At 54.4% G+C, this 12132-nt stretch carries 12 protein-coding genes; 2 read left to right on the top strand and 10 right to left on the bottom strand.

Annotated elements, in window-relative coordinates; all coding sequences use genetic code 11:
- Nucleotides 1–45: 45 nt before the first annotated feature.
- The 8 genes from HV213_RS17375 to pdxA all read right to left on the bottom strand — a co-directional run bounded on the left by HV213_RS17375 (nt 46) and on the right by pdxA (nt 8277).
- Nucleotides 46–339 (bottom strand): hypothetical protein, encoded by a 294-nt coding sequence (locus tag HV213_RS17375; protein WP_110273642.1) that lies wholly within the window; start codon nt 337–339, stop codon nt 46–48.
- Between the two features lie 187 nt (nt 340–526).
- Nucleotides 527–2530 (bottom strand): transketolase, encoded by a 2004-nt coding sequence (tkt, locus tag HV213_RS17380; protein WP_181485141.1) that lies wholly within the window; start codon nt 2528–2530, stop codon nt 527–529.
- Between the two features lie 18 nt (nt 2531–2548).
- Nucleotides 2549–3499, bottom strand: a complete 951-nt coding sequence (gene tal, locus HV213_RS17385; protein WP_181482663.1) for a transaldolase — start codon at nt 3497–3499, stop codon at nt 2549–2551.
- A 30-nt stretch (nt 3500–3529) separates the two neighbouring features.
- The gene (gene rpiB / locus HV213_RS17390; RefSeq protein WP_110277152.1) at nt 3530–3988 is read right to left on the bottom strand and encodes a ribose 5-phosphate isomerase B; all 459 of its coding nucleotides are present in this window, start codon (nt 3986–3988) and stop codon (nt 3530–3532) included.
- 39 nt (nt 3989–4027) lie between these two features.
- On the bottom strand, nt 4028–4402 hold the full coding sequence (locus tag HV213_RS17395; protein ID WP_181482664.1) for a PTS glucitol/sorbitol transporter subunit IIA: 375 nt from the start codon (nt 4400–4402) through the stop codon (nt 4028–4030).
- Between the two features lies 1 nt (nt 4403).
- On the bottom strand, nt 4404–5423 hold the full coding sequence (locus tag HV213_RS17400; protein ID WP_181482665.1) for a 2-keto-3-deoxygluconate permease: 1020 nt from the start codon (nt 5421–5423) through the stop codon (nt 4404–4406).
- Between the two features lie 92 nt (nt 5424–5515).
- Entirely contained in the window at nt 5516–7234 is a 1719-nt protein-coding gene (locus HV213_RS17405; RefSeq protein WP_181482666.1) for a four-carbon acid sugar kinase family protein, read from the bottom strand.
- Between the two features lie 35 nt (nt 7235–7269).
- Nucleotides 7270–8277, bottom strand: a complete 1008-nt coding sequence (gene pdxA / locus HV213_RS17410; protein WP_181482667.1) for a 4-hydroxythreonine-4-phosphate dehydrogenase PdxA — start codon at nt 8275–8277, stop codon at nt 7270–7272.
- 245 nt (nt 8278–8522) lie between these two features.
- On the opposite strand from pdxA, the gene HV213_RS17415 reads away from it, so the two are divergent.
- Complete coding sequence (locus HV213_RS17415) at nt 8523–9317, top strand: triose-phosphate isomerase (RefSeq protein ID WP_181482668.1); 795 nt, start codon at nt 8523–8525, stop codon at nt 9315–9317.
- Nucleotides 9318–9358: 41 nt separating this feature from the next.
- Nucleotides 9359–10321 (top strand): sugar-binding transcriptional regulator, encoded by a 963-nt coding sequence (locus tag HV213_RS17420; protein WP_110277146.1) that lies wholly within the window; start codon nt 9359–9361, stop codon nt 10319–10321.
- 33 nt (nt 10322–10354) lie between these two features.
- Here the strand turns inward: HV213_RS17420 and cobB are convergent, their stop codons facing one another.
- Both cobB and nagK read right to left on the bottom strand, forming a co-directional pair.
- Nucleotides 10355–11179, bottom strand: coding sequence for a Sir2 family NAD+-dependent deacetylase (gene cobB, locus HV213_RS17425; RefSeq protein ID WP_181482669.1), 825 nt, complete (start codon nt 11177–11179; stop codon nt 10355–10357).
- Nucleotides 11180–11193: 14 nt separating this feature from the next.
- Nucleotides 11194–12105, bottom strand: coding sequence for an N-acetylglucosamine kinase (nagK, locus tag HV213_RS17430; RefSeq protein ID WP_181482670.1), 912 nt, complete (start codon nt 12103–12105; stop codon nt 11194–11196).
- Nucleotides 12106–12132 lie beyond the last annotated feature (27 nt).

A 12132-nucleotide genomic window follows, 5' to 3' on the forward strand; every position in this document is an offset into this window, starting at 1 on the left:
TACCCCGCTGGCCCGATTTCAGCCAGTTGTGGCTATAGTGAAGGGTTACGCTCTTAGCGGATGAATCCTTGATTTAACCAATGCTTCCTCAACGTCAAAATCCGCCAGCGGGTAGTTGGTCGCCACCAGATAAAATCGGCCATCTTGCGCCGGGTATTCATGTACGTTGTAGTTCACCATTTTGGGCTGCGCGGAGGCGGAGTCTGCATTGGCGGCGTAACGCTGAACCGGCGCTGAGTATTTCGAACGGACCTGGAGAGAGTGGGTTTTGATGTCGCGGTAGGTTTCGCCGTGATGTTCGTCGCCGAGGATAAGGTAGTCAACATACTCAGTGGCCATGGTTATATTCCTTCTCTGTTACCTGAGTTAAGGAACATGCCACAAATGAATATTTGATAATGCCTCGTTAGTCACAATGTTGCTTTTTTGTGAATAAAAACAGTATTAAAAGCTCCCGGAGGCGATGCTGCGCACCTGTCCGGGCTACCGACCACGTAGGCCCTGTAGCCCGGGAGAGGTGAAAGGACTACAGCAGTGCTTTCGCTTTGGCGACCACGTTCTCAACGGTGAAGCCAAACTCTTCAAACAGCAGCTCTGCCGGAGCAGATTCGCCGAAGGTAGTCATGCCGACGATAGCGCCGTTCAGGCCCACGTATTTGAACCAGTAGTCAGCGATGCCCGCTTCAACTGCTACGCGAGCAGAGACTGCTTTCGGCAGCACGGCTTCACGGTAAGCCGCATCCTGCTTGTCGAATGCGTCAGTGGACGGCATGGAAACCACGCGCGCCTTCACGCCTTCGGCAGTCAGTTTTTCGTAAGCGGCAACCGCCAGCTCAACTTCTGAACCTGTGGCGATGAAAATCAGCTCTGGCTGGCCAGCGCAATCTTTCAGCACGTAACCGCCGCGGGAGACGTTCGCCAGCTGCTCTGCGGTACGCTCCTGCTGCGCCAGGTTCTGACGGGAGAGGATCAGCGCGGTCGGACCGTCCTGACGCTCAACGCCGTATTTCCACGCGATAGCGGATTCAACCTGGTCACACGGACGCCATGTGGACATGTTTGGCGTGACGCGCAGGGAAGCAACCTGCTCTACCGGCTGGTGAGTCGGGCCATCTTCGCCCAGACCGATGGAGTCGTGGGTATAGACCATCACCTGACGTTTTTTCATCAGCGCAGCCATACGCACAGCGTTACGGGCGTATTCGACGAACATCAGGAAGGTGGAGGTGTACGGCAGGAAACCGCCGTGCAGCGAGATACCGTTGGCAATCGCGGTCATGCCGAATTCGCGCACACCGTAGTGGATATAGTTACCGGCAGTGTCTTCGTTGATGGCTTTAGAACCGGACCAGATAGTCAGGTTACTTGGTGCCAGGTCAGCAGAGCCACCGAGGAATTCAGGCAGCAACGGACCGAAAGCTTCGATCGCATTCTGGGATGCTTTACGGCTGGCGATTTTCGCCGGATTCGCCTGCAGCTTAGCGATGAACTCATTCGCTTTCGCATCGAAGTCAGACGGCATATCGCCTTTCATACGACGGGTGAATTCTGCAGCTTCCTGCGGGAAGGCTTTGGCCCAGGCGGCGAATTTCTCGTTCCAGGAGGCTTCTTTCGCCTGACCGGCTTCTTTCGCATCCCACTGAGCATAGATATCAGACGGGATTTCAAAGGCCGGGTGTTTCCAGCCCAAAGCTTCGCGGGTCAGCGCGATTTCAGCGTCGCCCAGCGGTGCGCCGTGGGAGTCGTGGGTGCCCTGTTTGTTCGGCGAACCGAAACCGATGATGGTTTTGCACATCAGCAGGGACGGTTTGTCGGTAACTGCACGTGCTTCTTCCACTGCGCGTTTAATCGAGTCAGCATCGTGACCATCCACGCCACGAACAACGTGCCAGCCGTAGGCTTCAAAACGCTTCGCGGTGTCGTCGGTAAACCAGCCTTCGACGTGACCGTCGATGGAGATGCCGTTATCGTCATAAAACGCCACCAGTTTGCCCAGTTTCAGGGTACCAGCCAGGGAGCATACCTCGTGAGAGATACCTTCCATCATGCAGCCGTCGCCCATGAACGCGTAAGTGAAGTGGTCAACAATGTCGTGGCCCGGACGGTTAAACTGCGCCGCCAGCGTTTTCTCCGCAATCGCCATACCCACCGCATTGGCAATACCCTGACCCAGCGGACCGGTAGTGGTTTCAACACCCGCGGTGTAACCCACTTCCGGGTGACCCGGAGTTTTAGAGTGCAGCTGGCGGAAACTCTGCAAATCGTTCAGCGAAACATCGTAGCCCGTCAGATGCAGCAGGCTGTAAATCAGCATCGAGCCGTGACCGTTGGAGAGAATAAAGCGGTCACGATCGGCCCATGCAGGGTTGCTCGGGTTATGCCTCAGGAAGTCCCGCCACAGGACCTCCGCAATATCCGCCATCCCCATCGGCGCACCGGGGTGGCCGGAGTTGGCTTTTTGAACCGCATCCATGCTCAGCGCACGCAGCGCATTGGCACACAGGCGGCGGGTAGTATTCGTTGTGTTCATCAGGATATTCCCCACGCCTTACAGCATCTGCTGAATCTGATTTTCCAGTTTGACCTGGTCGACCGCGAACAACCGGATCCCTTCCGCCAGTTTATCCACTGCCATGGGGTCCTGATTATGCAACCAGAGGAACTCCGCCTGGGTCATCGGGCTGGGGCGGGTTTCCGTCACGTTGCCTGGCACCAGCTGACGGGTCAGGGTACCTTCGCTGGCGGCCAGTTCATCAAGCAGCGACGGGGAGATAGTCAAACGATCGCAGCCTGCCAGTGCCTGGATCTGCTCAATGCGGCGGAAGCTGGCGCCCATCACCACGGTGTCGTAGCCGTGGGATTTGTAGTACTGGTAAATCTGGCGCACGGAAACCACGCCCGGATCGCTATCCACCTGATACTCCGCCTGCGGCTGATTTTTCTGATACCAGTCATAAATACGCCCGACGAACGGCGAGATTAAAAAGACGCCGGCTTCGGCGCAAGCCCGCGCCTGAGCAAAAGAGAACAGCAGGGTCAGGTTGCAGTTGATGCCGCTCTGCTCCAGCTCTTCGGCGGCGCGAATGCCCTCCCAGGTGGCAGCAAGTTTGATAAGGATACGCTCCGGCCCAATGCCGTTCTTTTCGTACATCTGGATAAGTTTGCGCGCTTTCGACACGCACATTCCGCGATCCCAGGCAAAACGGGCATCGACTTCAGTGGAGATACGCCCCGGCACGTGGCGCAGCACTTCGCTACCGATATCCACCGCGACCTGGTCGCAGGCGTTAATCAGCTGCGTTTGTGCGCTACCGCCCTGCTGACGGGCCTTGCCGATAGCGTCGGCAATCAGCGCCTGATACTGCGGCAACTGCGCGGCCTTGAGCACCAGCGAAGGGTTAGTCGTGGCATCCTGTGGGGCAAATTTTTTAATCGATTCAATATCACCGGTATCGGCGACAACCGTGGTGTATTTTTTCAGTTCGTCTAACTGGCTCATAGTCTGTTCCTTATATTACGACTGCGGATATTAATCTCTGGCGTGCTGGTGTTCGTAATAATCGATACGCTCTACTTTCGATGCAGAGCCGCCGCCTTCATATTCGGATTCAAGCCATGCCTGAATAATTTTCTTACCCAGTTCCGGGCCAATCACGCGGGCCCCGAGGGTAATAATCTGCGCATTATTACTTTTGCGCGCCCGTTCGGCGGAGAAGGTATCGTGGCACTGGGCCGCACGAACGCCCGGCACTTTATTCGCCACAATGCTCATCCCAATACCGGTACCGCAAATTAAAATGCCGCGGTCATGCTCGCCCTGTTTAATCGACATCGCCACCGCATGGGCAACGTCCGGATAGACCGTACTGCCCTGGCGTTTATCGCTGCTGTAATCCGCGACGTTAATTCCCTGCCCATTCAGATAAGCGACGATAGCGTCGCGGAAAGCATAGGCGGCATCATCCGCACCAATAGCGATTGTTTTCATGGTAGTTTCCTTAATTTAACAGTACGTCTTAATTCAGTTTTAATTCAGATTCTGGTAGAAAGAAATTCGGTCGCCAGTTTGGATATATTGTGGCGCTTTGCCACAAAGATGTACCGTCCCTGGTAATTCAGCGCTTACCGCCCCATCAAAATTTAATGTAATATGACCAAGCTGTTTTAAATTTGCCGTTGCAACACTGCCCACCGCAGTCACCCGATAAATAGTCTCATTTATTTTCATTATCTGCCCGGGTGACAGTTCAGCCGTCAGCTCACTGCCCTGGTGTACGGCGCAATACATCGCAATATCGTCAGGAACGGAATCTGAGAATAAAATCAGTTTCTGCTCCTGTAGGTAGTTTTCGACGTATTCCCCAACAGCCGTGATAAGTAATGAATACAACGGCACGGTCATATTATTTGTTTCCTTTTGCCGCATGAGAAGATAATGCCACCTTCTCTTCACTATCTTCTTCTTTCACTGGTTCAACGACCGGAGCACGTTTTTTCAGGCGTTTATCGAACCAGGCTACCAGAATCGGTGCGGTGATCATGGTAATAATGCTCGCCGTCGCCAGCTGTGCGGTGGCGGCATCAACGTACATCGCCAAAGAAGGGTCGGCCTGAGCCACCATTGCCGGAGTCAGCGCCGAACTGGCGGCAGTCGTCCCCAACGCGGCGCCCAGCGCAGTCTTCTTCTTCAGGAACAGGTTGTAGATGAAGTAGAATACAATCCCGGTCAGCGCGGAGATAATGCCGAGCAAGATCCCGGAAAGCCCAGCAGTAAAGACGGTGTTGATGCTGGAGTTTGCGCCGATAGCAAACGACATAATAATGATGATCAGCGGTTGAGCGGCGGCGCATAGCTGCTTGAAGCGCTCATCAAGGTTGCCCCACAGCATGCCAATCAGCAGAGGGATCAGCATCGACAGCAGCGCGGCGAACGGAATATTAGCCAACCCGCTGACGCCCAGTACCATCATGGTCACGAACGGACCATCTTTGACGCAGAAGACGGAAATAGCCCCGGCGTCACTCGAGTCGCCGTAATTACTGCACAGCGCGATATACAACGAGCTGTTTGAGCTGGTTAAGCAGGCAATCAGCGCCAGCGTCGAGATGCCAAGAAAACCATTAGGGCCAAACATCGCCCCAGCGGCCCATACGGCCAGCGCACCGGCAAGGCATTTAAGGAACAACAGCACCGCGCCTTTATAGAGCGGCAGCCCGGCCTGGCGGATGTTAATCGATGTGCCACAAATAAGCAGAAAAATCCCCATCATCGCGCTGGAACCGACTTTAAATAATGCGGTCGTCGGGCCGCCGATGCCCAGAACTTCAGGAGCAAAGGTATTAATAAGAATCGCCGCGAGCAACGGTATAATAATTAAACCGCCTGGCACCTTATTCATTTTCTCAAGTATATTTATGTTCATAGGGTAACTCATAAATTATGATTTAACAGAGATAACGACGCAATACTACCCGGACGACCATTACGCCGTTTTTTAGTTATATGACTTTTGGGTTATTGCTGTGATTCTTTATAAATTCTATCGACAATGGTACTAATAATATCCTCCGGCCCGGTTAAACCTCCTTTGCCGACGCAAATCAACCCGGCATAATCGCCGCCGATAATACGCACCATATCGGTTTGCGGTATCACATAGTCAATCATTTCAATACCGGTAGCACCGAGTTCCTTCAGCACATTCACCATGGTGTCACCGCCGGTCATATACAGACCTTTAATTTCACCCGATGCGCAGTTAAGCACTTCACGTACGATACTCCCCAATCCCTGGTTAATATTTTCCGCCGCCTGACCGTGCGCCAGGCCAAATCGCTGCTCTTCTTCCTGAAGATTCAATAACCGTCCGGTTAACGCAGATTCAAAAACAAACAGCGCGTTCTGCTGTGCCGGTACGCACTGCCGCGCATGCTTAACCACGCGATTGACTTCGATCTCAGCGGCGTTTTTCTTGTCAACCAGCAACTCGGCATCGACTGGGATATGGCAAACCCTTTCATCATTGGCGATCAGATGCTGGAGCTGCCTTTTGGTCACCGGCGTTGCGCTCCCGGCGACGACCAGGATCGAGCCGCGCGGGTTTTCCGCTGCCGCAGTCGTTGACGCGCTGTTGCGCGCTTCCCGCATCAGGCCGCGACGCACCGCCAGCCGTTCGGTAAATGGACCCGGATCGACCGCCAGCACATTCCAGTTCAGCGAAACCACCGCCCCGGCAATCGCATCAACATCCTCAACCGTAATCGCATCGACCACGATAACCCGCACACCGCGCTGCTGCTGTTCCTGGAGATCCTGCTGAATCTGCCCCTCGCCTTTCATCACCGAAGCCAGCGCGATATGCCCGACCTGATGATGGGTTTGCGCCGCCAACAGCCCCGGAACCCACGACTCGGTCACCGGAGTACGCACATCGCGAGCCACATCGGTACGCGAGAGCGCAACGGAGTCAATCACCGAGTAGCCGCCAACCAGAATACGGCGCGACTGCGGCATCGCTGGGACCACTACGGCAACCGTTTCCAGCGGCAGCTGTTCCAGCATGGCATCGATTTCAAAACCAATACCGCCGCGCAGAGTGGTATCAATACGTTTGGTAAAGTAATGCGCCCCGCGCGCCTGCAGCTGCTTCACCGCGGCGCTAACCTGATGCTGAGCTTCCGCTTTCGGCAGTGGACGGCTGTCGCTACTGACCACCATCGCCGGGTACTCTACTTCGTTGCGAGCGAAAGATTCAGTATCGAAAAAAGCGGCGGTCTTTAAGCCGCTGCGTGCCAGCAGCACGCCAACGGTGGTCGCGCCGGTCAGGTCGTCGGCGACAATACCGAGTTTTCCGCCTTCGCCCTGCGGCCAGACCATTTCGATACAGGCTGGCGTGACGCCGGAAACGTATATTCCTTCGTGAATAAACTCCGCCAGCGGGCCGCTTTTGCCGGTTGGATGCAGGTTAATCGTCGGAATACCGCGTTTGGGATAGAGACCGCAGCGCAGCGTGCCGCCGCAGTCGATAACCATCAGGCCAATTTCCTCTTCCGGCGGCTCACCGTTTTTAAAGACATCAACGGACGGCCAGCCGGTAAGCTCGCTCAGGCGTTCAACTACCGGGGGACAAATCCCCCCGGTAATATAAGCAATCTTTTTCGCCTGGCTAATATTAATGGTCAGCGGCCCACCCCAGCCCTTACTGCCCTTGCTAATCAACAGATGTTTTTCCATTTCTCTGCCCTCTTGATCCGCATTAACGTCAGCGATTATTGATGTTTCATTTTCCAGTAGCGTGCAGCCACCAGCGTGGACTCCAGCATGCTGACGGTGCCTGCTTTACCAGTACCGGCGATATCAAATGCCGTGCCGTGGTCAACGGAACTGCGCATAAACGGCAGACCGAAAGTGATGGTGATGGAGCGTTCGAAGTCGAGCGTTTTACAGGCGATATGCCCCTGATCGTGATACAGGGAGAGGATTGCGTCGTAGCGCCCTTGTTTACCCAAGTGAAACACGGAATCGGCCGGGATCGGGCCGATGGCATTGATGCCCATCTCCTGTGCCGCCTTCACTGCCGGAATCAGGTTATCCGCTTCTTCATGGCCGAACAGACCGTTATCTGAGCCGTGCGGATTCAGCGCAGCCACCGCAATGCGCGGGTTTTGGATATTCAGCGCGGTAAACTCATGGTGGATCTGCTGTACGCAGGCCAGCACGCGCTCTTTATTGGCATAGTCGCAGGCATCTTTCAGCGCCATATGGCGGCTGACGAAAAAGACGCGCAGATTGTGGACGTGGAACATGGTCAGGCCGTAATCCGAGTGGGTTTCAACCTGATAGATTTCGGTATGGCCAGGTAATTTACATCCCGCCAACTTGATAGCTTCTTTATGAATGGGCGCGGTAGAGACCACATCAATCAGGCCCGCTTTACCCAGTTCAATCGATTTCATGACATAGTCCAGCGACATTTGCCCCGCCAGCTTCTGCACTTTGCCCCATTCAACGCTTTCGCAGTCGTAATCGCCGGTCTCCATCACATCCAACGTTCCCCAGCTATAGCGGGCTTCGTTTGGATGAGAAATTTTATTAATCGCGAAATCACATCCCATGATCTTCATTGCTCTGGCGATAATCGGGATCGAGCCAATCAAAAAAGGTTTGCACTCGTCGTACACGCTTTTATCCATCATGGTAGCGATTGTAATCTCCGGACCGATCCCGGCAGGATCGCCAATGGTGATTGCGACAACGGGTTTTTTCTCTTGTGACATCGTGGACCTCTCGTAGTGGAACTTAGTTTTTGTTCATATGTTCATTGGTGAATCATATGGTCAGAACATTACCTGATGATTAAGAGGTTATTAGTGATTTAGATCACATAAAAAAATCCATAGATTTATTTTATAAAAAAATGTGATCTAACATATGTTCACATGGTGATAAAAAGTTCAATCTCACTAATACGCGAACTCACTTTCACTACAAGCTATTGATTTATCTATTATGGAGAATAAAAATGGAACAAATCTGGTTAGGAACCAGCTGGAAAATGAACAAGCCGTTGTCTCAAGCCATGGCCTGGTGTGAAACGCTGACAGAGCGGCTACCGGGGGTTTTACATCCGAAAATTCAGCCGTTTGTTATCCCTCCCTTTACCGCTATTCATCCTGTTAGCCAGTATCTCCAGCAGCACCACATCCCTTGTCTGACCGGGGCGCAGAATATGCATGAAGCGGAAAACGGCGCCTGGACCGGTGAAATTTCCGCCGCCATGCTGGCTGAAACCGGCGCAACCCTGGTCGAACTTGGCCATTCTGAACGCCGGGGCGCATTTAATGAAACCGATGCTGCCATTAACCAAAAGGTGTATAGCGCCCTGCGCCACGGTTTGCGGCCGCTTATCTGCATTGGCGACAGCGCCGACGAGAAGCGCTGGCAGGTATCACGAGAAACCGTGGTACGACAGATGAAAATCGCCCTGTATGGTTTGAGCGAAGAACAGGTTTTACAAACTCTGGTCGCCTACGAGCCGGTATGGGCCATTGGCGAACACGGCACCCCAGCGACGCCGGAACAGGCCGCAGAGATCCACCGGGCACTGCGCCAGGCGTTGTGCGAAACCTTTGGCACAGAGACCGGGCAGCGCATTCCCCTGCTGTACGGCGGTAGCGTCAATCGGCAAAATGCCGTAGAACTACTCCTTCAGGATGATATCAATGGGCTGTTCATTGGTCGTTCTGCATGGGATGCCAACGGCTATTGCGACATTGTTCAACGCGTTACAGAGGAATTTATTCTTCAGGCGCAGTAGTATTAGGGAGACATCAAAGATGGAAACACCAGGCGATAACTATGACTGAACAAGACTCAGATTATGCGCTGCTGACAGAAATTGCCGTGGCTTATTACGATCAGGAACAAACCCAGGAAGAGATTGCAAAGCGCTTTGGTATCTCGCGCATTAAGGTCGGTCGTTTGCTGAAGAAAGCCCGTCACGAAGGGATTGTCGAGATCAGCGTGAAATATCATCCGGTCTTCAGCTCGCAGATAGAGCAGCAGTTTATTTCCCATTTCGGAATCAAACGCGCGCTTATCGCCTTAGACCATCACGACGAGGACGAACAGCGCCAGCAGGTGGCGGCGCTGGTTAGCAACTATCTGGCCGGGATCCTCAAAAATGATATGACCGTGACCGTTGGCCAGGGGCGCAACGTCGCCGCCGTCGCCAACCATGTTGGGATTTTCCCGGAACGCAACTGTCGCTTTATTTGCGGTATCGGCGGAACCAAGCGCGATAACCAGCTGATCGATGCCGATCACATCAGTCGAAACCTGGCGCGCAAATTTAACGGCTTTAGCGAGACGCTGTACGCTCCAGCCTACGTCGAAACCCCGGAACTGCGCTCAGCATTTATGCAAAACCGGCTGATTAAAGCTACGCTCGAACAGGCCAGCAAGGCGGACGTTGCCATTATTGGCCTCGGCGATATGAACGAAAACAGCTTTATGGTGCAGTTGGGCTGGTTCTCACCGCAGGAGATAGCCACCGCCCGTCAGGAACAGGGCGTAGTGGGTGACCTCGCGGGTTATAGCTTTTTCAATATTCAGGGCACGCCGGTTGATACGGTGATGAATGACCGGGTAATTGGCCTGAGCCTTGAACAACTGCGCACCATCCCCTGCGTGATTGCTATTGCTTCGGAAAGCACTAAATCAACGGCGATTCTCGGCGCGCTGCGCACCGGGGTGATTGATGTACTGGCTACCAGCGCATCCAATGCCCGGGCAGTGATTAACATGCAGAAAGCGCTATAAAAAAGCCGCGCATTAGCGCGGCTCAGACTAGCATCAAAGTTTCTTCAGCAGTTTGTCGATAAACTCCGGCACCACTTCGCTGGCAAGCCCGTAGTGTTTTTCGGCAAACTCGCTGCCCACCTGGCTCGGTTCAAGATTTAACTCAACAGCATGAGCGCCCTGTAGCCGCGCTTCGTGAACAAACCCTGCCGCCGGATAAACGTGCCCGGAGGTGCCGATGGCGATAAAAATATCGCACTCGGCCAGCGCCAGGTAGATTTCATCCATATCCAGCGGCATCTCACCAAACCACACGACATGCGGGCGCAGCGGCACGGGGAACTGGCAGCAGTGACATTTGTCTTCTGTCGTTACATCGCCGGTCCACTCCAGCACCTGCCCGCTCCACGAGCAACGCACCTTCAGCAGCTCGCCGTGCATATGTATCACCCGACGATTGCCCGCGCGTTCGTGCAGATTATCGATATTTTGAGTAACCAGCAGAAAATGGTCGCCCAGCACCTCTTCCAGCCGCGCCAGCGCCTGATGTGCCGCATTGGGCGCGATGTCCAGGCTTTGCAACTGGCGGCGACGGTCGTTATAAAACGCCTGCACCAGCGCCGGGTCGCGGGCGAAGCCTTCCGGCGTCGCCACGTCTTCTACCCGGTGCTCTTCCCACAGGCCATCGGCGGCGCGGAAAGTTCTAATTCCCGACTCCGCCGAAATGCCCGCGCCGGTTAACACCACGACTCTTGGTTTTTCCATCGTCTCAGAGTTCTCCTTATCATCACCGAAGAAAATCCGCTGACGCAGACGGTCACGTAACCGGCGTTTGTTGCGGCGAAATCGGCTTAATCGATGTAAGCGGCGCGACTGCATAGCTACCTCTGTAATTAATGAGTCAGATGAAGGAAGGCCGCACCGCGCATGCCTCCGGCATCACCATGACGTGCACGCTCAATTCGCGGCACGCTGGCGACAGGGAGCAGATGTCGCGGCAGACGCTGCGCCAGCCCTTCGGTTATTGCCGTAAAGTTAGACAATCCTCCGCCAAGCACCAGCAGATCCGGGTCAACGATAGTTAAAATATTGCCCAGGCACACCGCCAGCAGATCGAGATAGCGCTCGACGTGCTCACGCGCCTGAGCATCCCCCTGCTGCCAGAGCGCGACGATCTCCGGCGAGGTTAAGGATTGTTGATAAAAATGTTCGTATAACCAGGCAAATCCACGACCAGAAAGGTAATTTTCGATGCAGCCAAGCTGGCCACAACCGCAGCGGGTCAGCGGAAAATCACGGCCCACCACTTCCAGCGCATCCACCGGCAGGCGGATATGGCCGAATTCACCAGTAATATAGCGATGCCCGGTAATCGATTTGCCATTGAGCACCAGACCACCGCCGACGCCAGTGCCGAGGATCATCCCCATCACCAGCGGATACTGCGTGAACTCATCGTCCCACGCTTCGGAGAGCGCAAAACAGTTAGCGTCGTTATCCAGGCGCACATCGCGCCCCAGACGTTCGCTCAGGTCCGCCCGCAGTCGCTTGCCGCTGGCAGCGGGAACGTTGGCGGCATACAGCGTGCCGTCCTCTGTTTCCGGCATTCCCGGAATACCAATTCCCACAGAGCCCTTGCAGCCAAAACGCTGATCGGCTTCCTGAACCAGTTCTTCCACCGCCAGTAAAAAAGCCTCGTAGCTCTCTTTCGGCGTGGCGACGCGTTTTTCCCACTGCAATCGCCGCTCTTTATCAAATACGCCCAGCGCTATCTTGCTGCCGCCAATGTCAAATCCGTAGTACATTTCAGCAATTCCTCTTGATGCATCGGC

The sequence above is a fragment of the Klebsiella sp. RHBSTW-00484 genome (genome assembly GCF_013705725.1).
Lineage (GTDB): Bacteria > Pseudomonadota > Gammaproteobacteria > Enterobacterales > Enterobacteriaceae > Klebsiella.